The 23,358-nt window shown below is 61.3% G+C and carries 20 protein-coding genes and 4 pseudogenes; 16 read left to right on the top strand and 8 right to left on the bottom strand.

What is annotated here, in order from left to right; genetic code table 11:
- Positions 1–133: 133 nt before the first annotated feature.
- Together AC5Y7V_RS21910 and AC5Y7V_RS21905 are read left to right on the top strand one after the other, a co-directional pair.
- On the top strand, positions 134–514 hold the full coding sequence (locus AC5Y7V_RS21910; protein WP_499882124.1) for a hypothetical protein: 381 nt from the start codon (positions 134–136) through the stop codon (positions 512–514).
- 47 nt (positions 515–561) lie between these two features.
- Positions 562–666: pseudogene (locus tag AC5Y7V_RS21905) on the top strand (nitroreductase family protein); the annotation flags it as partial.
- Here AC5Y7V_RS21905 and AC5Y7V_RS21900 read toward each other — a convergent pair.
- Together AC5Y7V_RS21900 and AC5Y7V_RS21895 are read right to left on the bottom strand one after the other, a co-directional pair.
- The gene (locus AC5Y7V_RS21900; RefSeq protein WP_499882123.1) at positions 663–1,283 is read right to left on the bottom strand and encodes an IS5 family transposase; all 621 of its coding nucleotides are present in this window, start codon (positions 1,281–1,283) and stop codon (positions 663–665) included. The pseudogene AC5Y7V_RS21905 and the gene AC5Y7V_RS21900 overlap by 4 nt on opposite strands.
- A complete protein-coding gene (locus AC5Y7V_RS21895) occupies positions 1,165–1,560 on the bottom strand; it encodes a transposase (protein ID WP_499882122.1) in 396 nt (131 codons plus the stop codon). Before AC5Y7V_RS21895 ends, AC5Y7V_RS21900 begins: the two co-directional genes overlap by 119 nt.
- 86 nt (positions 1,561–1,646) lie before the next feature.
- Here AC5Y7V_RS21895 and AC5Y7V_RS21890 point away from each other — a divergent pair, with 86 nt between their 5' ends.
- From AC5Y7V_RS21890 to AC5Y7V_RS21865, 6 genes are all read left to right on the top strand, one after another.
- Complete coding sequence (locus tag AC5Y7V_RS21890; RefSeq protein ID WP_499882121.1) at positions 1,647–2,990, top strand: spirocyclase AveC family protein; 1,344 nt, start codon at positions 1,647–1,649, stop codon at positions 2,988–2,990.
- 94 nt (positions 2,991–3,084) lie between these two features.
- Complete coding sequence (locus tag AC5Y7V_RS21885) at positions 3,085–3,885, top strand: CbbQ/NirQ/NorQ/GpvN family protein (protein ID WP_067923969.1); 801 nt, start codon at positions 3,085–3,087, stop codon at positions 3,883–3,885.
- Between the two features lie 25 nt (positions 3,886–3,910).
- A complete protein-coding gene (locus tag AC5Y7V_RS21880; protein ID WP_499882210.1) occupies positions 3,911–5,626 on the top strand; it encodes a VWA domain-containing protein in 1,716 nt (571 codons plus the stop codon).
- 172 nt (positions 5,627–5,798) lie between these two features.
- On the top strand, positions 5,799–6,989 hold the full coding sequence (locus AC5Y7V_RS21875) for a cytochrome P450 (RefSeq protein ID WP_499882120.1): 1,191 nt from the start codon (positions 5,799–5,801) through the stop codon (positions 6,987–6,989).
- A complete protein-coding gene (locus tag AC5Y7V_RS21870; protein WP_499882119.1) occupies positions 6,986–7,183 on the top strand; it encodes a ferredoxin in 198 nt (65 codons plus the stop codon). The genes AC5Y7V_RS21875 and AC5Y7V_RS21870 overlap by 4 nt, the downstream gene beginning before the upstream one ends.
- 99 nt (positions 7,184–7,282) lie before the next feature.
- A complete protein-coding gene (locus AC5Y7V_RS21865) occupies positions 7,283–8,266 on the top strand; it encodes an LLM class F420-dependent oxidoreductase (protein WP_499882118.1) in 984 nt (327 codons plus the stop codon).
- A 155-nt stretch (positions 8,267–8,421) separates the two neighbouring features.
- On the opposite strand, the gene AC5Y7V_RS21860 is transcribed toward AC5Y7V_RS21865, so the two are convergent.
- The 3 genes from AC5Y7V_RS21860 to AC5Y7V_RS21850 all read right to left on the bottom strand — a co-directional run bounded on the left by AC5Y7V_RS21860 (position 8,422) and on the right by AC5Y7V_RS21850 (position 10,814).
- Positions 8,422–9,249: a mycofactocin-coupled SDR family oxidoreductase gene (locus AC5Y7V_RS21860; RefSeq protein WP_499882209.1), complete on the bottom strand. Its 828-nt coding sequence runs from the start codon at positions 9,247–9,249 to the stop codon at positions 8,422–8,424.
- Positions 9,250–10,054: 805 nt separating this feature from the next.
- Positions 10,055–10,399 (bottom strand): pyridoxamine 5'-phosphate oxidase family protein, encoded by a 345-nt coding sequence (locus AC5Y7V_RS21855; protein WP_499882117.1) that lies wholly within the window; start codon positions 10,397–10,399, stop codon positions 10,055–10,057.
- Positions 10,386–10,814, bottom strand: coding sequence for a hypothetical protein (locus tag AC5Y7V_RS21850; protein WP_499882116.1), 429 nt, complete (start codon positions 10,812–10,814; stop codon positions 10,386–10,388). Before AC5Y7V_RS21850 ends, AC5Y7V_RS21855 begins: the two co-directional genes overlap by 14 nt.
- Before the next feature lie 929 nt (positions 10,815–11,743).
- Between AC5Y7V_RS21850 and AC5Y7V_RS21845 the strand changes: the two are divergent.
- Positions 11,744–12,133, top strand: a pseudogene (locus AC5Y7V_RS21845) (MMPL family transporter); the annotation flags it as partial.
- A gap of 381 nt (positions 12,134–12,514) precedes the next feature.
- Here the strand turns inward: AC5Y7V_RS21845 and AC5Y7V_RS21840 are convergent.
- A complete protein-coding gene (locus tag AC5Y7V_RS21840) occupies positions 12,515–13,105 on the bottom strand; it encodes a TetR family transcriptional regulator (protein ID WP_499882115.1) in 591 nt (196 codons plus the stop codon).
- A 127-nt stretch (positions 13,106–13,232) separates the two neighbouring features.
- On the opposite strand from AC5Y7V_RS21840, the pseudogene AC5Y7V_RS21835 reads away from it, so the two are divergent.
- Positions 13,233–14,574 (top strand): annotated as a pseudogene (locus AC5Y7V_RS21835) (SDR family oxidoreductase); the annotation flags it as partial.
- A gap of 1 nt (position 14,575) precedes the next feature.
- On the opposite strand, the pseudogene AC5Y7V_RS21830 reads toward AC5Y7V_RS21835, so the two are convergent.
- A pseudogene (locus tag AC5Y7V_RS21830) lies at positions 14,576–14,892 on the bottom strand (NAD-dependent epimerase/dehydratase family protein); the annotation flags it as partial.
- Positions 14,893–15,119: 227 nt separating this feature from the next.
- Between AC5Y7V_RS21830 and AC5Y7V_RS21825 the strand changes: the two are divergent.
- The 4 genes from AC5Y7V_RS21825 to AC5Y7V_RS21810 are packed head-to-tail and all read left to right on the top strand — an operon-like array spanning position 15,120 to position 18,541.
- Complete coding sequence (locus tag AC5Y7V_RS21825; protein WP_499882114.1) at positions 15,120–16,307, top strand: amidohydrolase family protein; 1,188 nt, start codon at positions 15,120–15,122, stop codon at positions 16,305–16,307.
- Positions 16,238–16,510 carry a ferredoxin gene (locus AC5Y7V_RS21820; RefSeq protein WP_499882113.1) on the top strand — a complete coding sequence of 91 codons (273 nt, stop codon included), beginning with the start codon at positions 16,238–16,240 and terminating at the stop codon, positions 16,508–16,510. Before AC5Y7V_RS21825 ends, AC5Y7V_RS21820 begins: the two co-directional genes overlap by 70 nt.
- Positions 16,510–17,733, top strand: coding sequence for a cytochrome P450 (locus AC5Y7V_RS21815; protein ID WP_499882112.1), 1,224 nt, complete (start codon positions 16,510–16,512; stop codon positions 17,731–17,733). Before AC5Y7V_RS21820 ends, AC5Y7V_RS21815 begins: the two co-directional genes overlap by 1 nt.
- 1 nt (position 17,734) lies before the next feature.
- The gene (locus AC5Y7V_RS21810) at positions 17,735–18,541 is read left to right on the top strand and encodes an NAD(P)-dependent oxidoreductase (protein ID WP_499882111.1); all 807 of its coding nucleotides are present in this window, start codon (positions 17,735–17,737) and stop codon (positions 18,539–18,541) included.
- A gap of 22 nt (positions 18,542–18,563) precedes the next feature.
- Here AC5Y7V_RS21810 and AC5Y7V_RS21805 read toward each other — a convergent pair whose 3' ends face one another.
- Positions 18,564–20,045: a class I adenylate-forming enzyme family protein gene (locus AC5Y7V_RS21805; RefSeq protein WP_499882110.1), complete on the bottom strand. Its 1,482-nt coding sequence runs from the start codon at positions 20,043–20,045 to the stop codon at positions 18,564–18,566.
- A gap of 168 nt (positions 20,046–20,213) precedes the next feature.
- Between AC5Y7V_RS21805 and AC5Y7V_RS21800 the strand changes: the two genes are divergently transcribed.
- Together AC5Y7V_RS21800 and AC5Y7V_RS21795 are read left to right on the top strand one after the other, a co-directional pair.
- Entirely contained in the window at positions 20,214–21,710 is a 1,497-nt protein-coding gene (locus tag AC5Y7V_RS21800) for an aldehyde dehydrogenase family protein (RefSeq protein WP_499882109.1), read from the top strand.
- Positions 21,707–22,918 carry a CaiB/BaiF CoA transferase family protein gene (locus tag AC5Y7V_RS21795; protein WP_499882108.1) on the top strand — a complete coding sequence of 404 codons (1,212 nt, stop codon included), beginning with the start codon at positions 21,707–21,709 and terminating at the stop codon, positions 22,916–22,918. Before AC5Y7V_RS21800 ends, AC5Y7V_RS21795 begins: the two co-directional genes overlap by 4 nt.
- The last annotated feature ends 440 nt before the right edge of the window (positions 22,919–23,358 follow it).

The following is a 23,358-nucleotide window of genomic DNA, read 5'->3' as shown; positions in this document are numbered from 1 at the left end:
ATCGCCAAGGACACCCACGACGTCTTCTCCCTCACCAAGCTGAATTGTCGGAATGCACCTACGTCGAGCGGTCTGGTCTGACGCGCTTCAGTGGGCGTTGACACTGTGACATGGGGCTGCCATAGTGCGTGAGGTGTCCACCTCGGAGCTGCCAAGGGGGAATCTCTTCCTCGTGATGACCAATCCCGTTGAAGGCCAAGACGACGCCTTCAACGAGTGGTACGACACTCGCCATGTGCCCGAGGTGCTCGCGCTGCCCGGAGTGGTAGCCGCACAGCGTTACGTCCTCTCGGAGGTGAAGGTGCGCGAGGAAGACTTGCCGGCTCCTTTGCCGCCGCCTGCGCACCGATATCTTGTGATATACGAGTTGGATCGCGAGCCCGACCAGGTCATGGCCGAGTGGCTCAAGGCCACCGCGGCCGGAACGCTGACGCTGGGAGAAACGCTGGACCTCAATACGGTGTCGGTGACGGGCTGGACTCCGCGCGGTGAGCGCAGGGAGGCTGACAGCTGATGCCGGATCTGGCGTCGACATCATAGGCGCAGCGCGTTTGCAGCCGATTCGATCCCGACCGCACCATCCCGCATGAGGACATCGACCAGATGCTGACCGCCGCGGCTCACGCGCCCAGCGCCGAGAACGCGCAACCGCGGACGTTCGACTAGGGCATGTCTGACAATTGCCAGGTCCAGGCGATGACGGCGTTGAGGACGGCTGCTGCGCGGTAGACAATGGCGAGTTTGTCGTAGCGGGTGGCCAGGCCTCGCCATTGTTTGACGTCGCAAAAGCGGCGCTCCACGACGTTGCGAGCCTTGTAGTCCTCGGCGTTAAAGGCCGGTGGGCGCCCACCGGCTGAGCCTCGTCGTTTGCGATGGCCCTGTTGATCGCGAGGCTCAGGAATCACTGCACCAATGCGACGGCGCCGCAACAGCATTCGGTTGTGCCGTGACGAGTAGGCCTTGTCGGCGCGGACCCGGTCAGGTCGGGTGCGCGCAACTCCACCGGTGCTGCGAGCGACTTTTAGATGGTTCAGCAAATGCTCGAATACCGGGTTGTCACCCGCTTGGCCCGCACCGACCAGGATCACCAGAGGCAGACCGGCGCCGTCGACGAGGTGGTGGATTTTGGTGCTCAGACCACCGCGGGAACGTCCAATGCCGTGGTCAGGCGGCTCGACGAGGAGATTGTTGTAATTCGACCCAGCCCCCTGTGTGGCGCGTGACGTTGGTGGCGTGCTGATGAGCGCGCGCGATCGTGGAATCCACCGCCACCGCCCAATCAATCATCCCGGCGTCGTGGGCAGCGGCCAGCAACCGCGACAACACCTCATCCCAGATACCCTCGGCGGCCATCCGACGATGCCACGTCCAGATCGTCTGCCACGGCCCGAACACCTCGGGTACATCCCGCCAAGCGATCCCACACCGGTACCGATAGATGATCCCCTCGACCATCTGACGGGCATCACGAAAAGGCCTGCCCTTCTTGCACGTCCGCACCGGCAACAAATCAGCGATCAAGTCCCACTGGGCATCAGAAAGCAACTGGAAACGCGACATCCCCTAAGCCTCAGGCACAACACCCGAAACTATTGTCAGACACGCCCTAGCCGCGATGAGCGAATCCGCGGTTTCTCACCGGATGGATGACTGAGTTCGGTGCAGCGATTGCTCCGATAGTGGTCCCTTTTTACGACTACCTCGGTGACGGGTCCGCGCCGCGTGTCCGCAGGCGTCGCCGGAGGTCTGTTCTTAGTTTCGATCACAATTTAGATTTTGCTTTCCAAGCGTGCCGAACTCGTTATACATTTCACAGTAAGGTTTCATTGTTGAACTCGTCACGAGGAGGCGTGCGCATGGCGACGTTGGAAAGAGGGCCGCTGGCGAGTGCTGGCACTGACAAGCTGAAGCAGACGCCGCGGGTGCGGACCACGGTTCCGATCGTCGCTTGGGCGACGGTCGGTGCGGCGTTCATCGCCCTGGCGATCTACGTCGCGTCGAGTTGGATCCTCGGTGGTCGAGCAACGCCGACGCCGATCGGCGCCAACAACCCGACCCTGGGCAGGGATCTGGCCTGGAACATCGGCGCCCAGGTGCTGACGATCATTGCCGTCATCGGAACTCTGATCTACGTCGGCAGGCGATGCATACGGGAGCGGCGGGTCACCTTCGACGCCATCCTCGTAGTCGCCTACCTGCTGCTGATCCAATGGGATCCGATTCTGAACTACGTCACGCCGCAGTTCTCGTACTCGTCGCTGATGATGAACTTCGGGTCGTGGACGACCGACATGCCCGGCTGGGTGTCACCTCATGGCAACCTCATGCCCGAGCCGACCATCCTGATCGGCATCGGGTTCATCTGGAGCGCGTCGCTATGCATGATCGGTTGCGGTTTCCTGCGCAAGGTCGTCATGAGGCGCTGGCCACAGACGGGCAAGCTGGGCATCATTCTGTGGTCCTTGGGTTTTATGATGCTCGCCGACTTGGTCATCGAGACCGTGCTGTGCTACGGGCACATCATCTCCTATCCGAACACCGTGAGCTGGCTGACCCTCTTCGAAGGCACGTCGCACCAGTTCCCCCTCTATGAGGCGCTGGTGTGGGGGGGACTTGGCTGGGCGCCGCTGATGGTGCTCCGCTTCTATCTAGACGACCGTGGCCATTCCGTCGTCGAGCGCGGGGTCGACCGCGTCAATGTGTCCAACAAAGCGAAGGTCGGCCTGCAGGTCTTGGCGGTCGCCGCAGTCACCAACATCTGCTACCTGAGCTACAACATCGTGATGATCGGGATCGGCCTGCAGATCGACAACGACAGCCACGCGGTCTATCCGTCGCATCTGATCAATGGAATCTGCGGGCATGAAACATCCTATCCGTGCCCCGATCCCTCTGGGGGACGGCCCATTTCGACTGGCGGGCAACCCGGCTCGCCTAGTGATATCCCCGGTGACGGGCGCACTTGGGTCGATGTTTACCTCGGGCGCTGAGGAAACCTACGAAGCGGCCGAACGACGATTCAACTGCCCTACTTAACCTGAGCAAGGACGTATGACGATTCACTCCTCCCAACGTGGTCCCGTGATCAACAATCACAACCTCACACTCGGCGTCGTCGACGACTACCATCCCGTCGGGGATGAACTGGACATCCTGCTGGGAGCCTGGCGAGCGCGTCTGCCGGTGCTGCTGAAGGGTCCGACGGGCTGCGGTAAGACGAAGTTGGTGGAAAGTGCGGCACGTCGACTCGGACTGGACCTCGTCACGGTGTCGTGCCATGAGGACATGCTCGCCGCAGATCTGGTGGGGCGTTATCTGCTCGAGGGCGCGGACACCGTCTGGCAGGACGGACCGCTCACCACGGCGGTTCGTGGTGGTGCCATCTGTTATCTCGACGAGATCGTCGAAGCCCGCGTCGACGCAACGGTGGTGATTCACTCCCTTGCAGACCATCGGCGACAGTTGTTCATTGATCGACTCAATGAAACACTCGATGCCCCTGAATCATTCATGCTGATCGTGTCCTACAACCCTGGATATCAGACGTTGCTCAAGGACCTCAAGCCCTCAACGCGTCAACGCTTTGTGGCCGTGGAACTCGACTTCGCACCACCGGAACTCGAACACCAAATAGTGAAGGAGCAGTCGGGCGCCTCGGACGAGGCCGTCGCCACACTAGTGCGACTAGGTCAAGCAGTGCGACATCTGAACGAGCCGAGCATGTCGGAGATGGTGTCGACTCGGGCCTTGATCGCGGCGGCACGGCTGCACGCCAACGGACTTTCGCTCAATCGCGCGGCACGCAGCGCGATCGCGGCCATGCTGACCGACGACGCGACGGTCACGAGGTCGATCGCTGAACTGATCGATGCCTACATCGACTGATCAACCGACCGTCGCCGGCTTGCAAATGCTGGCCCGTGCGGTATCGGGACGCCTGGTGTGTGTCAAGGCCACGACCGGGCAAGACGAAGGCGTCCATATGTCGGGAAACACGATCGCAGTCGACGGCGGGCGACTCACCACGCTGACCCGGGCTCAAGTAGTCGTACAAGCCGCGATGTACGGTGCCGGATCATTTGATCCGCGGGTCCTGCGTCACCTCATCGGGCGGTCTGGCGCGTGCACGCGGTACTCCGCCATGGAAGGTCTGCGTGCGCTCTCGCTGACCTCGGATCGATTGCCGCCCTTTGTAGCAGCATTAGCGGCTGGGCTGACGGACATCCCCAGGACCAGTTCAGCCGAAGAGTCGATGCGGATAGCATTGGCGCGAACCCAGATTCCTCCTGCACCCGAATTCTTCGGTCAGCTCAGACCCGCGCGTGCGGTATTGGCGGCGACAGCGCGCACAGGCCGGGAGCACGACGGCGACGTGAAGATACGCAATGACTCAAACGCCGATGAGGCGGACGATCCCGACACCAACAGCGACGAGGCCAAGTCCCTTGATCTGCTGAGTAATCCGCTGACGCCGAACCACCCGATGGCCAAGCTGATCCAGAGTCTGTTCAAGCACTCTGGTGGCAAATCTGCAGATGCGGCATCCCAAGCCGGCGGCGGAAAGCCGGTGGCCAAACCGAGCAGGCGGCCCAGCGGGGGACGCCGAGTCAACATCGGCCGCCGCATCGCCTCGGCCGCTCACAGATTCATCGGCGGCAATTACAGCGGCGACGCCCGCTATCCGGAGTGGGACGAGAGTTCGAAGCAGTATCGCAAGGAATGGGTAACCGTGCACGAACTTGAGCCATGGAATCCAGATGGTTTCCGTGACCACACGGCACTCGCTCGCATCGACGTAATGCAGGCACCGACGGCCTTAACGCGCAGCCTCGCTCGTAGCGTGCTGGAAATTGCGCCACACGGGCGCAGCGAATTTGGTGAACAACTGCACACCGACGGCGTGGTCGACCTGGCATACTGGCGCCGAAACAGATCCGGCTCTGCGCCGCTGCCGTTCATCGGGAAGAAGCGACAACGACCGTGCGTCGCGGCGTTGGTACTTTTGGACGTCAGCAGTTCGACGCTGGACACGACGACGCGTGTGGACGGGGATACCGGATCGGTGTTCGACCAACACCTCAAGCTGTCCTATCGCATCACAACCGCGCTTGATGCGCTCGGGGTGCCTGTTGGCTTGTACGCGTTCCGTAGTTGGGGTCGCGAAGCCGTCCACGTAATGCCGATCAAGGGTCTACGAGAACGTTTGTCGGCCTTGACTATCGAGCGAATCGGCCACCTGAGTCCGGCGGGCTTCACGCGAATCGGCGGTGCCGTTCGTCATTGCATCGCCATCTTGGAACGTCAAACCGAGGGAATGAAGCGGGTGGTCATCCTCGTCTCGGACGGGCATCCCTACGATGACGGTTACGACGGCGCCCAGGCCTCGGGCGACACCCGCCACGCCATGAGCGAGGCTCGCTTGCGGGGCGTGGGCTTCGTATGTGTCGGGGTTACGGCGCCGAACAGCAATGAGTCTCACGCTCAACGCGACGTGCTTGATTCGGCCTCGGCTCTGCACATCGCTGACATCAGCGGGATCGAACGCCAGCTCGGAAAGCTCATAGGCCAAGCGCTGGCCGATACGCGTCGCCGTGGCGACCATAGTTCGTTCACCGTGCCGGCGTGACGTTTCTTCGGCTGAGCAGTGCACGGCCCTGAGCCCGACTGACGGTAAGCCGGACACTGCGATTGGGTGGATGTTCACAAGTGAGCTGCCTTGTCACACTTTCGACTGTGAGTTAGATTCTACAAGACACCCAGAGTGATGTACGGCACACTTCGACGGCAGATGAGGGACCATGACGACCGCAGACGCAATCCCCCAGATCGACACGGACGGCCTCCCCATGGACGTCGCACGCGACCAGGCGTGGAATGATACCCAGGTGGCCCCGCTGATCGCCATTGCCGATGGATATGCGGTGACCACCCGCCGCGGCGCTGAAGAAGTGCTGAAACACCCCGACCCGTTCTCGTCGGCGAAGGCGTTCGACATCCTGCAAAGCCCGGTGCCGCTCGTGCCGATCGCCTATGACCCGCCGACGCAGACGCGCTACCGTCATATCCTGCAGCCGTTCTTCAGTCCACGCGTCATCAAGCCGATGGAGGCCGAGCTGCGAAGTCAGTTCATCGCGCTCATCGAACCCATCGCGCGGCGCGGCCACTGCGATTTCGTCAGCGAGGTCGCCCAGGTCTTCCCAATCCAGGCATTCCTCACGTTCTTCGGATTGCCGCTCGAGATGCGCGACCAGTTTTGGGAATGGAAGAACGCAGTAATCGGCCTCACTGGCGCAGGTTTCGCCGCCGAGGGCGACGCGGCTCAAGAGGGCATCAGGAAGGCCCTCGAGATGTACACGTACTTCACTGAACTGATTCCCCAGCGCCGTGGTGCGGGCGGTGATGACGTCTTGAGTCAAATATTGGCCAAACAACCACCCGACGACCTTACCGACGCCGAAGCCGTCGGACTCTGCTTTTTATTCGTGCTCGCCGGGCTGGACACCGTGACCGACACGTTGGGGTGTGCGATGCAACGACTTGCGGAGAATGCCGACAAGCGGCAGGAGATCATCGACGACCCCGCTCTGATTCCCGCAGCGGTTGAAGAGCTACTTCGTCTGGACCCCCCAGCCCCGTTCATCCCGAGGGTGACCTCCGCCGATGCTCACATCGAGTCGGCGCGGCTCTCCGCCGAAACACGCGTGTCGACGTATCTCGGTGCCGTTAACCGGGATCCAGCCGTATTCGAAAACCCGAACGATATCGACTTCCACCGGCCGGAGAACCCGCACATCAGCTTCGGGATGGGACCGCACCGCTGTCTAGGTTCACATCTCGCCAGACTGGAATTGGGCATCGCGTATGAGGAATGGCACAAGCAGATTCCGCACTACCGGATCAAGCCCGGCACGACACCCAAAGTGCACTGGCCTCACGGCACCATCGGGCTCGAATCGCTTCATTTGGAGTTCGACAAGGCGGAGGGATGAAGCTCAACCTCGACAGCGCCGCCTGCACCGGCCACGGACTCTGCTACTCCTTGGCTCCGCATCTCTTCGAGGATGACGACCAAGGCTACGGACATGTCGTCGGCGACGGAGGCGTCCCTGACACTCAGCTCGCCGAGGCGCGTTCGGCGGTGGCGAACTGCCCGGAACGGGCCATCAGCTTCGTAGACGATTGATCGGCGGTCGAGTTGCTTGGTTCGATTACTGCGCGCCCTTCTGGCGGCCGAGATTTCTGGTGTTTGCCTCTGTGTTGACCGACCCGGTGAAAAGGGCTGATGGTCGTGTCGGTGCCGTCAGCTGCTGACGCCGCGAGGCCTTCGCCCGCTCAACGTGGTGGCGGCGTTCTGAGGCTCGGCCTGCAGATCCCCAATTTTTCCTACGGCACGCCTATTTCCGAGCTTTATCCAGCCGTCGTAGCCCAGGCGCAGGAGGCCGAAGCCGCTGGCTTCGACGCGGTGCTGCTGATGGATCACTTCTACCAACTTCCGCATCTGGGTGCGCTCGACGACCCGATGCTGGAGGCGTACACCGCGCTCGGGGGGCTGGCCACGACGACGCGGCGCGTGCGGTTGGGCACGCTCGTCACCGGGAACACCTACCGGAACCCCGCGCTGCTCGCGAAGGCGGTGACCACCCTTGACGTGATGAGTGGCGGCCGGGGAGTCTTGGGCATCGGCGCCGGCTGGTTCGAGCTTGAGCATAGGCAGCTTGGTTTCGAATTCGGTACCTTCGCCGACCGGTTCGAACGCCTCGAGGAAGCGTTGCAGATCATCACACCGATGCTCCGTGGAGAACGCCCCACCTTCAACGGCCGCTGGTATCAGGCTGAATCAGTGTTAAACAACCCTCGCGTTCGGGACGACATGCCTCTTCTGATCGGCGGCAGCGGTGAGCGAAAGACATTCGCATTGGCTGCGCGCTACGCCGACCACCTCAATGTCATTGCCCCGTTCAATCGGCTGCCGGGCAAGGTCGAAGCCGTCATGCGACGGTGCCATGAACAGGATCGCGATCCGACCACCCTTGAGACGAGTGCTCTGATACAGCTGGTCGTTACAGACGCCGCTGGCGCTTCCGACGCATTTGCGCTGAATTCTCGCGTCGCCGTGGGAACTCTCAACGACATCGCGGAGCAGGTTAAGCGATACGTGATCGACGCCGGCATTTCCGGAGTGGTCGTTAACCTTCCGTCACACGGCTATACCCCGGGACTGATCAGAAATGTGGGGGAAACACTTGCGCGTGTAGTCGGAATATGAGTAGCGCAAAAGTATCGCCGCTCGCTCGAGCAGCAACATGCGCATAGCCAGCGGCGGCAACAAGCTCATCGCAATCGCTCAGCTGCTTGGACTTCTCGCCGGCGCACCGAGGGTCGCGTTCGACGAGCTCGTGCCTCCATCCCGGGGGGCACCGTTTAGCGGCGGATGTCCATGCCTGCGTCGACTTTGAGGAGGCTGCCGGTGAACGTTCGTCCGAGGTCAGACAGTAGGAACAGGATGGCGTTGCTGACGTCTTTGGGCTCGATCAACGGGAAATCCGGTAACGCCGTTTGCATCGCCGTGGCCATGTGTGGCGTCTGCTCGATGACCTTGAACAGTGCCGGATTTTCCAGGACCATCGCCGTCGCGCAGTTTGTAGGCGCCACAGCATTTACCCGGATACGGTGCGCGGCAAGCAAATTAGCGTACGCTCGGACGAGTCCAATGATGGCAACCTTCGCCATCAGATAGGCGTCGGAGCCTCCACCGCCGTCGGTCATGTCCAATAGCGCAGCCATTGAGCTGGTGGCGATCAAGTGTCCGCCTTCGCCCCGGTCCTTCAGGTGGGGGATCGCCACCTGGAATGCGTTCCACACACCGATTTGCATGACGTCGATACCCAGCCGCAATGACTCCGAGGCGTCGTTCTCGTCGGGGTTGGTGAGGATGATCCCGGCATTGGCCAACACCGTGTCGATATGCCCGAACTGCCGCACACCTGCGTCAAAGGCGGCCTGCAGGGCGGCCTTATCGCGTACATCGGCCGACTGGAAGTGCATTCCTTGGCCCGTCTTCTCGACGAGCCGAGCTGTCTCTTCAAGGTCCTCCCACGTGCCTAACTTGTACGGCACCGCGTCGACGTCATGGCAGATATCGACCCCGACGATGTTGGCGCCTTCTTCTGCGAGAGTCACTGCATGCGAACGGCCCTGACCGCGCGCCGCGCCGGTAATGAAGACAACCCGCCCGTCGAGCAAACCCATGATCGGCGTTCCTTCCTGCTGGATGCGCATCGAGGCGCATGCCTCCCTCTGATGCACCAGCGCCGAAGCCTTACGACGCATGAGAAGCCTACCCCGAATATAAAGAAATGTTTATCTGTTTCTTCCCCGACGCCTATGAACCGGCACATCAGCACACGACGTCCTCGCTCTCGGACGAGTAGCAGGGAGTGCCTTGATGGCTGACAGCGACAAGATTTCTCAGTTCGATGGGACGCCGTTATCACTGAGGTGCGCACCAGGACACGGTGAGCACACCGCTGATGAACTGCCCCGAACTCGGCTACGACGAAGACGAGATCATCGATCTCAAGATCAAGCCGGTCGGCCTTTGAATTCCTGCTGGCGTCGTGCCGAAATTGCCTGCCATCGGCGATTCAATCACCTTGCCGTTCAGTTGCCTGATAGTCAGGGGAACATCGAGACCCGCCTTCTATTCGCCTACAGGGCCCGAGACGCCCGCTCCGAGTGAAGAAACCGTTGGGCGGCATCGGGGTTGCGGTCGGTCATGGCCCGCGCGCTTGGCGTGCCAACCGCACGTTACGCATCCAGTAGCGGGGTACGTCCAGCGGCCGCTTGCGGATGAAGAAGCTGTCCGATGATCCGCTCTTTGAGAACCAGAGTGGCCGAAATGCATGGCCCGCGATGGCTGTTTTGCTCTCTGAGAAGTTCAAGACTCGCAGTCGGGATGAGTGGATGAGTTTGTTCGAAGACCCGACACGACCGGATGTGTGCGTGCCTGCGCGAGCGGGTGGTTCGCCCCGATCCGCCACCACGGCGGTTTCGCCTAGCGTTGGAGTTTTCCGAAATCGAAACCCCAACGTCGCTCGATGCCGACACGAACGCTTCTGTCGACGAAGATCGGCTTGCCGTGCACTGTTACACCGCGAATCTCGTAATAGCTCGGATGCTCATCGGCGACACAGCACAGCTGTTGACTTGCAACGGCACCTAAGGCGACGGGATCAGTTGGATCCAACCGCAGCAGCAGTGCTCCGTTGCGGAACTCACAATGACTTAGGGTGGCCATCGGCCAGCCATCAGCGTCGACGGTGCCGACTGCCATCACTTTGCAGCGCGACAGCAAGTCGTCGATCTCCTTCGCGCCCATGCGGATATCACGCTTCGGCATCGGCGGCGGCCACCCTCCGCGGCGGTCGAGACCGGTCGACTTCGATTCGGAAAACTAACCGCTTACCGCTGTCCAATCGCTCGCGAACGGTGTCGATTATGCCATCGGGTGCGGCAATCGGGCCCGCGCCTGGGGTTGGGGGAATGAACCCGGCTGCATCGACAGGGCGACTGCGGCCCCACAAGGCAACGCCCGAGGCGGAATCGTCGTACTCGACGATGACAACGCAGACGCGATCGTCTTCGGCCAGGTAGCGCGCCTTCGCGGCCTTGCGGTAGGTCGTGAACTCGATGGCTCCGTCACGTGGAATGCCGGTCATGGGGTATCCGACCACCGTGTCATCGGGTCGCTTCAGGAAAAGAAACATCGACACTGGCCGGCCATTCACCCACCCGTCCGTGTCACCGAGAGTCATTTGGTCTCCTCAACGTTCTCCTCGTTGATCGGGAGCGCCGAATTACGGTGCGTTGCGATGCAGTCCGCTTTCGCGTGCGCTCGAGTCGTGATCCGCGGATATGAGCGGATTCGAAGGTATTCCGGGACTGGGAACGCAAATTCGCTGACGATGCGATCCTGTGCCACGAGTGTCGCTCACCGCATGCGCCGCTTTGTCCCTGACGTGACCGGTTCACAGCTTGCCGGTTCGAACCACTGTGCAGTTGCGTCGTCATCCTGCAGTGTTGCGATCGTTCGGGCGCTGGGCATCGGTTCGGGTGCCAGTGGTGTGCCGGCGCTGGACACCGTTGCTGCGCTGCGTGGCTCGTTCGCAGGCAGTGAAACGCGTGGGCGGTCGCCACACGACGCTATCCAGCAGGCGCTGTCTCGCCACACCATAGTCACGGGGGACGCCACCGGCCACCCCGCGTGGTTCAACTAGGCGACGATGCAATCGTGTGCCCCAGAGCTCGAATCGACAGTAGGATATGAATCCATTACAGGCGCAGCTTTCACGAATCGGTTATTGTGTGGATGTCAATCTTCAGGAGCGGCCGACCGACTGCTGCCAGGTCCAGCGCAGCTTCGATATAACTATTTGTTTATCTGATTATAGTAGAAGGCCCTTCCCGATCTCCGCAAGCACGGTGGATCGCGACGCTCATGCGCCACGCCAGCGCGCCGTGTATTCCCGGCTTCGCTTCGCGGCAATCGGGCAAGGAGCCGCACCGCATTGGGCACCTGAGGCGGCCAGTCGTTCCCGGCAGACGCTGCGCAGCAGCTCAGGTGAGGCGCTTTGAGCCTGTCGGCGGCCACGGCGATGGCGTGTACGCGTTTTGCTGAGTTCGCTGGCGCCGTGCTCGCCGACTGGGGCCCCGACGTCATCAAGATGCACACCCCGAGACCGTTCCGTTGTGCTGGAGCATGCGATACCTGTTTGACGCGCTGGACGGCATCGACGAGCTTTCCGACCAATTTAACGGGATCACAACCGATTTCGACTATCTGGATCTGTTGATGCCTCAGTTGCTCGCCGATTTACCAAAGACCATCGGTTCGATGAAGTCGATTCGTAACTTCATGCTGTCCACCCACACCTCCATGGCAGGCATTCAGCGCCGCATACAAGAGGGCGCCGCAGGCTCGACGATGATGGGGAACTATGTCGACGAGGCCAAAAACGACGACAGCTTCTATCTGCCGCCGGAAGTGTTCCAAAACCACGACTTCATACGCGGCCTGGAAATGTTCGTATCGCCCGACGGTCAGGCGGTCCGGTTCATCATCACCCAATCGGGGTACCCTTGACGGCCTCGGCGACGGCCTGCTTGATGCCGTGGACGTGCTCGATTCCCTCCACTGAGGCGGGGTCGCGCTGGTTGGAGTCCGTGAAGGCGTCGCTGGCCGGCACCGTCTCGATTTACAGCGACATGACACCGGCAGCACGTCCGACGACATCGAAGCCCTCATCGAGCGCGCGGAACGCAATGACAACAAGTTGATCACAAGCGACCTGGTGCTTCGCGTGGCCCTGGATGCGAGCCGCAACCGGCAGCCGGCCGCAGCTCTGGGGGAACTGATGATCCCAAAATCGTTGATCTGGTTGCGATTTCGCTACGAAGCGATGCGCGAAGATACCTCGTGCTGATCTGGCCGGTGAGCGTTGCGAATCGCGATCGGCTACTTGAGGATGCTAGGCAGCGCCGCGAATTCCTGGCGGATAAGGTCCTCGACGGCCTGTCCGCGCGTCTCCAGCCACCGGTTGATGGCCCGGGAGAGCAGCAGCATGCCCACCGACGCGAGTAGCTCGCATTCTTCGTCCGGCGCCGGAAGGCCACGACGCTGGGCGACGATTTTCGCGACCACGTCAACGTTGGCGGCGTGATTCTGTTGTTCGCGGCCCATCAGAACAGCCGATGATGCTATGGCGTCGTAGTACTGGCTGATTCGCCTCCGGATGCGTTTCAGTGCTGGGGCCAGGAGCGCGAACGAGTGCTCCATTGCTTCGAAGTCGGAGATCGAGTCTGGTTGGGCGAGATAGACACCGCCGAACGCGCGGATGAAGTCAAACTCTCCCGAGAAAAGCACCGATTCCTTGGTAGGGAAGTAGCGAAAGAAGGTCCGGGGGGATACACCTGCGGCCTCAGCGATCTCATCGGTACTCGTGGCGTCATATCCATACGCACCGAAGAGCTGCAATGCCGCGTCAAGCAGTGCGCTGCGCACGCGCTCCGCGTGCTCATCGCGCGGCGAGCGATCCCCACGGGGCAACTGTCATCCTCCTGCCATCAATATCAACTCAATGAAACTACAGCCACAGCGCTAACACAAAGCGGCCGCCACGGTAATATCCGTGAGGGCCCGCAGCGATATTGCGGCGCGCAGTCAGCAGACCCGAAGACTCGATGCGCTCTATGACACGCTGGAGCGACAGCAGGCAGAGCGGCTGCGCACATTGCGGGCCAGCAGCATCGACCGTTCGACGGTCGATACCGTCACACGCGCCGCGGCCACACTGCTGGGCACCGTGTCATCGGACCTGTCACCCGATGCTCACTTTGTCGATCTCGGTGGAGATTCGCTGTCCGCGTTGACATTTGCCAACCTGCTGCAAGCGATCTTCTCCATCACCGTTCCCGTCGGTGTGATTACCAGCCCGGCTACCGACTTGCAGGCGATCGCCAATTACATTGATTTAGAGCAGGCCGCGGGAGGTCAACAGCTAACTCCAACTCCGGCAGCGGTTCACGGTGTAGCAGCGACGGAAATTCGAGCAGACCAGCTCGCGCTCGATAAGTTCATCGACGAGGCCACCTTGCTGGCTGCCTCACGACTACCCAGATCGTCGTCGCATCCCCGGGCGGTTCTGATCACCGGCGCAACCGGGTTTCTCGGCCGCTATCTCATGCTTGACTGGTTGGAAAGGATGAGCTTCATCGGCGGCCAGGTAATCTGCCTGGCCCGGGCCAATAACGACGCTGAGGCGCGAATTCGACTCGACCGGATTCTCGCGGACGGCGATTCGGCGTTGGGTGCCAAGTTTCGAAGACTGGCCGCACGCCATCTCTATACCGTTGCCGCCGACAAGGCGGAGCCGAATCTAGGCCTGGACAACGATACGTGGCGCAGGCTGGCGGATACGGTCGATCTGATCGTCGACGCCGGTGCGCTTCGTCAATCATCTGCGGACACTGCACACCAACTATGCCAACGGTTACACTTACACAAACAGTAAATGGGCCGCGGAGATCCTGCTGCGCGAAGCGCATGAGCAGTGCGACTTGCCGGCATCGATCTTCCGTTGCGGGATGATTTTGGCCGAGCCGCGATATGCCGGTCAGCTCAACCTGCCCGACATGTTCACGCGGCTGATCTTGTCTGTCCTGTGCACCGGGATAGCGCCAAAGTCATTCTACGAGAACGATATCAATGGTAATCGACAACGCGCTCACTACGATGGACTGCCTGTCGATTTCGTCGCTGAGGCTATTTCGTCCTTGGGCTATAACGTGGCATTGAACCCCGAACCTACCTTTGAGACCTACCATGTCACCAACCCGCACGACGACGGCATCGGCCTCGACCAGTACATCGACTGGCTGATCGCCGCGGGTCACCGGATCACGTTGATCGACAGCTATTTAGACTGGTTGGCGCGCTTTGAAACCGCGCTGCGAGCACTGCCTGAGCAGCAACGCCAATCTTCGCTTCTACCAATGCTGGACTTCTACTCACAGCCTAGGCATCAACTGCAAAGTCCAGGACATGGCGTTGTCCCTCGAGGTTTGTGCGGAAAAGTGGCGTGGTGTCACGTAACCATGCACGTGCGTCGACGACGTAATAGAAGATATCCTCAACACCTTCCATGGCGGTGCGTAGCGCTGCATCGTCGAAAGAATCTCCATAGCAATGGTCGACGTTGAGGTGGGCGATGGCTTTCGTCAAACTGGTGCGTCGCAACATGACTCGGACTCTGTCGCCGCGCTCGTCTAACTGTCGTGTCACGTGCGAACCAAGGAATCCGTTGCGCCAATCACCAGTCTTCCCGAATCTGTCACGACACGAACCGTAGAGCAGGATTCTGCTGGTCAACCGAAAATTGCGGAGGAAAGGAGAGGTGCGGTCGTGGCCCTGGGGATGCGTGGATTCACATGCCCAAGAACCTTGATCGCACCCGCGGTCACTGGTAAAATTCGAAGTTGGTACAGAATCTGGCTGATAACAGATTTACAGATGGAGCCAACCGATCACAGTCACCTCGGCCAGGGGCGCAAAGGAGCGACGGATGCCGTTACAAGACACCCATCAGATCGTGTCGGTCGATGATCACCTCATCGAGCACCCGCGGGTTTGGCAAGACCGTCTGCCGGAGAAGTATCGGGAGGCCGGACCCAAGATCGTCGAGGTTGACGGCCAGCATCTGTGGTCCTACGACAACACGCTGTATCCGACGATCGGGCTGAACGCGGTAGCGGGGAAGCCGCCTAAAGAGTGGGGCACCGATCCGGTGCGCTACGAGGAGATGATTCCAGGCTGCTACGACCCCGCGGCCCGGGTCAAGGACATGGACCTGGACGGGGTGCAGGCGGCGTTGTGCTTTCCCTCGTTCCCGGGATTCGCGGCGGGTACGTTTCACCGCGGCAATGATCGCGAGCTGGCCTTGCTGTGCGTGAAGGCGTGGAACGACTTTTACATCGACGAGTGGTGCGCGACGGCGCCGGACCGGTTCATTCCCCTTGGTTTGCTGCCGATCTGGGATGTCGATGCCTGCGTGGTCGAGGCCCAGCGGTTGGCCTCGAAGGGGGCGCGTACCGTGTCATTCCCCGACAGCCCGGTGCCGCTAGGCCTGCCGTCGTTCCACTCGGACCATTGGGACAATCTGTGGCAGGTCTGTTCGGACGCAGGAATGCCCTTGTCACTGCATTTCGGGTCGGGCGGATACGTACCTGGATTCTCGTTCTCGGGGATCAGCGCCTCGCAGGCCGATTTGGCCAAACAGGAGGTCACGGCGCCCTTCGCGGTGGCTATTGCGCTGTTTGCGACCAATCTCATGTGGTCGACCGTCGACCTGCTGTTCTCCGGCAAGCTGCAGAAGTTTCCGAACCTTCAGATCTCGTTATCCGAGGGTGGTATCGGTTGGTTGCCTTACATTTTGGAGCGCACGGACTATGTGTGGGAGCGTCACCGCTACTATCAGCCGATCGATTTTGACGCACGACCTTCTGATCTCTTCCGTTCCCACTTCTGGGGCTGCTTTATCGATGATGAGCACGGATTGGCCAACCGCCATGCGATCGGCGTTGACCGCATCACCTTGGAGATCGACTTCCCGCACTCGGATTCGAACTGGCCCAACTCGCGCAAGCGTGCGGCCGAAGTGCTCGCCACGGTGCCCGATGACGAATGTGCGCTCATCGTCGAGGACAACGCGCGGCGCATGCTCAACTTCCCGAGGACGGCCCAGCAACAATGAGGGTCGAGGTGGACCCGCAGCGATGTCGAGGACATGCACGCTGCTTGACGATAGCGCCCAACGCCTTCGAATTCCTCGACCTCGAGGACCGAGCGGTCACAAGCCACGACGGAATCGCCGTAGAGAACGAAGATTTGATCCGAAGAGCCGAACAGGAATGTCCCGAGCGGGCGATCAAGATCGACGACCTCAAGGACGTGTGATGACGACTATCGACTCAGGCACCGAGAAGTCCTCGACCCACCTCGACCACCATTCGGAGTACTTCCGGGAGAACAATTTCGCGATCTACTCTGAGTTTCGCGATCGTTGCCCGGTTTTGCACTCGACCGCATGGGATGGGTTCTGGCTGTTTCTCGGGTACGACGCGATCGTCGACGCCGCGCAGGACGCCGAGTTGTTCGGCAACGGCGTGGAGAAAGCCGTCCCGCCGCTGTCCCCGGATCCGTTGATTCCCATCGACATTGATCCGCCGCTGCACGGCGCATGCCGCCGTATCGTCTTGTCGCGCTTCTCCCCGGGCGCTGCCCAGCATTGGAGGCCGCGAATTCGCCAGTTAGCGGTGGAGTTGGTCGACGACTTCATCGAGACCGGCCGAGCCGACATCGTCCAACAGCTGACCACCCCACTGCCAGCGCGCTGGATCCTGCAGATGTTGGGTTTGGACGACAGCCGTTGGCCGGAATGGGTGCACTGGATCCATTCCACCATTCACGACCGCTCGCACGACCCCGAGCGGGCCAGCAGCGGCGTCATGAATATTTACGGCGCCATCGTGACCGCGATGGAGGATCGGCGGACCAACGGTTTCTGCGACGACTTGATCAGTGTCATCCTGCAAGCCGAAGTCGACGGCGCGCCGCTCACCGAGGAGCAGCTGATCGGGTACATCTTCCTCCTGCTGCTTGCCGGCATGGACACGACGAGCGGACTGACCGGAAATGCGCTGGTTCGGCTCGACGAAGATCCGGCATTGCGTCAGCAGTTGATTGACGATCCCGAGCTTCTCGATGCTGCGACCGAGGAGTTCCTCCGGCACGACACTCCCACGCAGGGGCTCTATCGAATCGTCAAACGGGACTGCGAATTTCACGGTCAGAAGCTGCGTGCTGGAGACCGGGTCATGTTGATGTTCGCCTCGGGAAACCGCGATCCGAAGGTGTTCGACCACCCCGAGGAAATCGATCTGACCCGATCACCGAACCGCCACCTCGCGTTCAGCCTCGGCGTTCACCGTTGTCTGGGCTCCAACTTCGCCCGGGTGATGTTCCAGGAGATGATCTCCGAAATCCTCACCCGTCTACCCGATTTCGCGGTCGACGGCGAGATCGTGCGGTTCGAGGACGCTGGTGAGGTCTACGCTGTCCGCCATTTGCCCATCCGTTTCACGCCGGGTCGTCGTCTCGAATCCAATTCGGGGCCATGAGATGTCACGAGTCGGTTTCTTCGGCGTCGGCCAAATGGGTGCGCCGATGGTGTCGCGGCTGCTCGATCGCGGTCAGCACGAAGTCGTTCTCTTCGCGCGCCGACCCGAGGTGTGTGAACCCCATGTCGCGCGTGGGGCCCGTTTGGCCGGTTCCCTCAAGGAGCTCGCGCGAGCCAGTGACGTGTTGATTCTGTGTCTGTTTTCTGACCTGCAGCTGCGTGAAACGGCTTTTGGCGAGGAAGGTTTCCTTGCTCATCTGCCCGAGGGTGCGATCGTCGTTTCGCATACGACGGGTAGTCCGGCGCTCGTCGCCGACATCGCTCGGTCCGCACCGCAGCTTGGGGTGGTCGACGGGCCGATCAGCGGAGACTCGGAAGACATTCTCCAAGGTAGGCTAACTGTCCTCCTGGGCGGGGAGGACGGCGCGGTCGACACGGCGCGTGACGTGTTGAGCGCTTACGCCGACCCAATTATCCCGACCGGTGCGTTGGGAAGCGCGTTGCTGGTCAAGCTGCTCAATAACCTTTTGTTCGCTGCAAATTCGCAATTGCTGGCGGGTACTGCTGCGGCCGGGACAGCGCTGGGCTTGAACGAGCAGTCGTTACTCGCCGCGTTGAGCGCGTGTAGCGGTAGTAGCGCGGCCCTTCAGCGAGTGCGGCAGGTCGGCGGCGTTGCTCCTTTCGAGGGCCGCGTGACGCCATACCTACGCAAGGACGTCGCGACAGCGATCGCGCTGGCCGAAGAGATGGGTGTGTCGATCGACTTCGTGCGTGGCGTCGCGGAAGAAGGACCACTGGCCGTGACGTGATGTCGCTTCGGGTGTCGGCCCTTCACGTCGTCAGCTGCTTAGCAAGTTCACGCTTCGCCACCTTGCCCAAACCGGTGAGTGGAAACGCATCGAGTATGTACAACCGCTCGGGCCACTTCTGCTTCATCAAGCCCCGTTCATCAAGGAAACGGCATATCTCTTCGAGCGTGACATCGCGATGCCCGGGCGACCGTTGGACGACCGCGCAGACCAGCTCGCCACGTGCCTCGTCGGGAAGGCCGAGTACGGCGACGGTGTCGATGCGCGGATGCGCGAGCAGTTCGTTCTCGATCTCGGCGGGAGCAATGTTCTCACCCTTGCGAATGATCAGATCCTTCATCCGACCGGTGACCACCAGCCGGCCGTCGGTCCGCAGGTATCCCGTGTCCCCGGTTCGGAGCCAGCCGTCGGGCGTGAGAGATGCGGCCCATTCCCCATCGTCGACGTAGCCGGGTGTCAGGACATCGCCGCGCACTTCGACCTCTCCCGACTCCGCGATACGGACTTCGGCACCGGGAACCGCGCGGCCCGCGCTGTGCGACCGCTGCTCAAAGGTGTCCGACGCCGGGCTGGCGGTAACGGCGGGGGCCTCCGTCATGCCGTATCCATGCAGCACCGGCACCCCGAGTACGCGCCGGACCTTTTCGTGCAGCTCTGGCGGGCAGGGCGCACCGCCGCCGATCAGCATGCGAAGCGTTGGAATGACGGGTGCATCACTGCCCGAGGAGAGTTGTGCGGAGAGCAGCATCTGGTAAAACGCCGTACTCGAGCCAGTGAACGTCACTCGATTGGCTGCGAGCACTGCGGCGATGTCCGGTCCGATCCGCGGCAGCAACAGCACCGAGAACTTCCCGATAAGGGCGCACGAGACATAGAAGATGCCGCCGACGTGTGCGATGGGAAAGTTGATGGTGCCAACATCGTCGGGCGCGGATCCCAGCCCGAGATACCTCACGTAGCCGCGCGCCGCGGTCAAAATCGACTTGTCGCTGTGTCGCACCCCTTTCGGGCGCCCGCTCGTTCCGGACGTGAAGAAGACCCATCGCGGGCAGTCCGAACGGAAGTTCACTGCAGTCTCTGATGGCTGGTCATCGGGCATGGCCCGAAGGACGTCGAGGAAATTGGAGGGCAGGCAAATCACGGGTGTGTCCGGTGGTGCGTTGTGCTGCGTGGTCTCGTCAACGATCAGCACGTCGGCGCCGGCAATTTCGAGGGCGGCAGCTACCTCACGCTGTCGGAACAAATGCAGCACTGGGACCTGGACGGACACGCTTCGCGAGAGCGCCAGCATCAGAACTGCGGCAGCGCAGTGACTGGGTAGCTGCCAAGCGACGGTCATGGTGCTATTGATGCCGTGTACGGCCAGCCAGCGTGCGGCCGCAGCGGACAGGTAGGACACCTCAGCGATGGTCAGTGCTGCGCCGGTGGGTTCGAGCAGAAGGGGGCTGTCTGGGCGCTCCAGTGCACCAGATTCAAGCTGTTCGACGACCGTGCCTGGGGCCACGTGCGTCCCTCCGTAGGGCAAATCAACTTAGTGACAGAATCGGTACGTAGCTAGAATAGTAAGCCGGCATTCCCTACGAGACGATCCGGTGGCCGCAAATTAGCTAAACAGTTAGCTATTATGACGTACACTGATGCAGGATACCCCGGCCCCGCGAGAGGACATTCCATGACGACTTCGTCGGTTGCCACTCCGACCGTTCCGTTCAATGCCGAAACCCGCTTGTACATCGACGGCACGTTGCGGGACTCGTTGACCGGAAGGACTGCCGACAACATCAATCCAGCCACCGAAGAGGTGCTGGGCGTGGCGACCGACGCCGGCGCAGAGGATATGCAGTTGGCAATCGCTGCAGCGCGGCGTGCGCTCGGCACAACCGACTGGTCGACCAATCACGAGTTCCGTCAGCACTGCCTGATGCAACTCCACGAAGCCCTTCAGCAGGAAAAAGAGGACATCCGCGCCGAGCTCGTCGCCGAGGTGGGTGCGCCGCTGTCTTCAACATATATTCCGCAGCTGGAGTGGCCGATCGCTGACGCCGTTCGGTGGCCGGCCCAGTACATCTCGGAGTTTCCCTGGGAGCGGGCACTTCCCGACGGTGCACTGCTGGGCGCGCCGTATCACCGAAAGGTCGTCAAAGAAGCTGTCGGCGTCGTCGGGGCTATCACGCCGTGGAACTTTCCGTTCGAGATCATCAGCAACAAGGTGGCGCAGATCCTCGCGACCGGCAACACCATGGTGCTCAAACCGGCGATCGAGACGCCATGGAGCGGGCTGCGCTGGGGCCGCATCGTCGCGGAGAAGACCGACATCCCAGCGGGTGTGTTCAATGTCGTTCCAACGTCCGACAACGACGTCGCGCAGCTGCTCGCCACCGACCCGCGCGTGGACATGGTTTCCTTCACCGGCTCGACGGCGGTCGGCAAGTTGATTCAAAGACTGTCCGCCGAGACCATGAAGCGCACTCTGCTCGAACTAGGAGGCAAGTCGGCATACATGGTGCTCGACGACGCCGACATGGATACCGTCTTGCCGGGATGCATGGGTGCGCTAATCCATTCGGGTCAGGGCTGTGGGTTGACTACCAGAATGCTCGTTCCCCGCCGGGTGTACGACCAGGCCGTGGAAGTTGCCACTGCGACCTATGCGGCGGTTCCGGTCGGCGACCCTACCGATCCTGCCACCTTCTGCGGTCCGTTGGTGTCGGCCAAGCAACGTGACCGCGTGTTGAATTACATCGAGATCGGCAGGCAGCAAGGGGGGCGGGTGACAGTCGGCGGCGGCAAGCCGCAGGAACTCGATCGCGGCTACTTCGTAGCGCCGACCGTTTTCGCCGATGTGGACCCAAATCATCGTCTGTTCCAGGAGGAGATCTTTGGGCCGGTTATCACGATTACGCCTTATGACAATGGTGACGATGGCCTGGTCGAGCTGGCGAACAATTCGACCTACGGTCTGTCGGGGGCGGTAATGGGATCGCCCGACCGCGCCATGGCGGTGGCCCGCCGAATCCGCACCGGCACTTTGAATCTCAACGGCGCCATGTTCTACGGCGCCGACGCACCGTTCGGCGGCTACAAGATGAGCGGACTCGGCAGGCAAAACGGTCACGAAGGCTTCGAGCAGCATCTTCAAACCAAGACGATTGGATACACCAGCGCATGACCGATGTACTCAACGGTATTCGCATCGTCGAACTCGCCGCATGGACCTTCGTTCCGGCTGCTGGTGCCGTGCTGGCCGACTGGGGTGCCGACGTCATCAAGATCGAACACCCCGAAACCGGAGATCCGCAACGCGGACTAGTCAATTCGGGAGTTGTCGCCGGCGCGGGCGGCGTCAACCACTTCATCGAACAGCCGAACCGCGGCAAACGCAGCATCGGTCTGGACACCTCCAGTCCAGACGGCCTGGAGGTGTTGATGAAGTTGATCGAAACGGCCGACGTGTTCCTCACCAACCTGCTGCCGGATTCTCGGCAGCGCATGGGAATCGACGTCGGCCAGGTGCGTGCGCGGAACCCCAAGATCATTTATGCCCGCGGCCACGGCTACGGCACCAGGGGAGAAGCAGCAACGCATGGTGGCTTCGACCTTGCGGCGTATTGGGCTCGCGGAGGGATTGGCATGGGGTTCGCGGCCGGCGACGGATCCTATCCACCGCTTCAGCTGCCCGCGTTCGGTGACGTATATGGCGGCCTGTCAATCGCCGCAGGCATCGCCGGGGCCTTGGTGAAGCGCGAGCGAACAGGTGAACCGTCCATTGTCGACGTCTCGCTGCTCAGCGCCGCCGTGTGGCAACTCGGACCCGACATCGTCGGCGCGGGCATCACCGGTCAGGACCGTCCCAATTTCCAGCCAGATGAGATGCCCAACCCGGCTGTCAACATCTACAAGACGCGCGACGGCCGGTTCATCGCTTTTGTACTTCTTCAGGCTGATCGGTTCTGGTCTGATTTCTGTACACGCCTGGGTCGCCCGGACTTGATTTCAGACGAGCGATTCGCCACTGCGCCCGTGCGTTTCGAGAATCGCAAGGAGTGCATCGCCGAGTTACGGGCGGTCTTCGCAGCGCAAGATCTCGCGCATTGGGAAAAGTCATTCGCCGGGTTCGAGGGCGTGTGGGACGTGATGCGTACCGCGCGCGAGATCCACGACGACCCTCAGGTGATCGCAAACGGATACCTGCCCCGCACTACTGACACCAACGGCAACGAATTCGCCTTGGCCGGCAGTCCAGTTCAGTTCGACGAGACGCCGTTATCACTGAGGTGCGCACCAGGACACGGTGAGCACACCGATGAAGTAATGTCCGAACTCGGCTATGACGAAGACCAGGTTATCGATCTCAAGGTCAAGTCGGTCTTGCTGTAGGCGCCTACTCCGCGTCGCTGCCTCATCGACGGTATCGCGCCCAGCGCGGGGCCCTCCCAAGAAGGTGGATGTGTTCGGTAACGGTCGAAGCGAAGGGCGCGAACAAGGACTTGACGAAAGCCGTTCGCGTGCTTGGCGATTGTGCCAGGCCCGTGGTGCTGCGTGTGAAGTGTCACAGCAGCCTGCAGTGCCTCGGTCCTTGATTTAGAGCGCGCCGGCGTACTCGAATTTCTGCTCTATAGTAGATTTGTATCGCGAAATGGTCACCGGGAAGCGGACGGAAATTCTCGGGCAGTCACGGCCCAGAAGAATGGCCTAGATAGACAGGGATTGCCATGGCAGCTCTGCGTACCCAGACACGAGGCACGCCCAGCAAAAGCGCGGTCGCGTCCGTTCGCCGGGTCAAGAAGACACCGCTGTCGAACCTTTGCGGGGTCCTC

The sequence above is a fragment of the Mycobacterium sp. NGS34 genome, from assembly GCF_059812845.1.
Note: the sequence above shows the minus strand (reverse complement) of the source record. Positions and strands in the feature narration are given on the sequence as shown.

Bases quoted from the DNA above. Each gene is read 5' to 3' on its own strand.
- AC5Y7V_RS21800 (WP_499882109.1), top strand. From the start codon at position 20,214: ATGACGACTTCGTCGGTTGCCACTCCGACCGTTCCGTTCAATGCCGAA.
- AC5Y7V_RS21820 (WP_499882113.1), top strand. From the start codon at position 16,238: ATGTGCGCTCATCGTCGAGGACAACGCGCGGCGCATGCTCAACTTCCC.
- AC5Y7V_RS21850 (WP_499882116.1), bottom strand. From the start codon at position 10,814: ATGACTCTCGGTGACACGGACGGGTGGGTGAATGGCCGGCCAGTGTCG.
- AC5Y7V_RS21895 (WP_499882122.1), bottom strand. From the start codon at position 1,560: ATGTCGCGTTTCCAGTTGCTTTCTGATGCCCAGTGGGACTTGATCGCT.
- AC5Y7V_RS21870 (WP_499882119.1), top strand. From the start codon at position 6,986: ATGAAGCTCAACCTCGACAGCGCCGCCTGCACCGGCCACGGACTCTGC.
- AC5Y7V_RS21865 (WP_499882118.1), top strand. From the start codon at position 7,283: ATGGTCGTGTCGGTGCCGTCAGCTGCTGACGCCGCGAGGCCTTCGCCC.
- AC5Y7V_RS21815 (WP_499882112.1), top strand. From the start codon at position 16,510: ATGACGACTATCGACTCAGGCACCGAGAAGTCCTCGACCCACCTCGAC.
- AC5Y7V_RS21810 (WP_499882111.1), top strand. From the start codon at position 17,735: ATGTCACGAGTCGGTTTCTTCGGCGTCGGCCAAATGGGTGCGCCGATG.
- AC5Y7V_RS21855 (WP_499882117.1), bottom strand. From the start codon at position 10,399: ATGCCGAAGCGTGATATCCGCATGGGCGCGAAGGAGATCGACGACTTG.
- AC5Y7V_RS21875 (WP_499882120.1), top strand. From the start codon at position 5,799: ATGACGACCGCAGACGCAATCCCCCAGATCGACACGGACGGCCTCCCC.
- AC5Y7V_RS21825 (WP_499882114.1), top strand. From the start codon at position 15,120: ATGCCGTTACAAGACACCCATCAGATCGTGTCGGTCGATGATCACCTC.
- AC5Y7V_RS21860 (WP_499882209.1), bottom strand. From the start codon at position 9,249: ATGGGTTTGCTCGACGGGCGGGTTGTCTTCATTACCGGCGCGGCGCGC.
- AC5Y7V_RS21880 (WP_499882210.1), top strand. From the start codon at position 3,911: ATGCTGGCCCGTGCGGTATCGGGACGCCTGGTGTGTGTCAAGGCCACG.
- AC5Y7V_RS21890 (WP_499882121.1), top strand. From the start codon at position 1,647: ATGACTGAGTTCGGTGCAGCGATTGCTCCGATAGTGGTCCCTTTTTAC.
- AC5Y7V_RS21795 (WP_499882108.1), top strand. From the start codon at position 21,707: ATGACCGATGTACTCAACGGTATTCGCATCGTCGAACTCGCCGCATGG.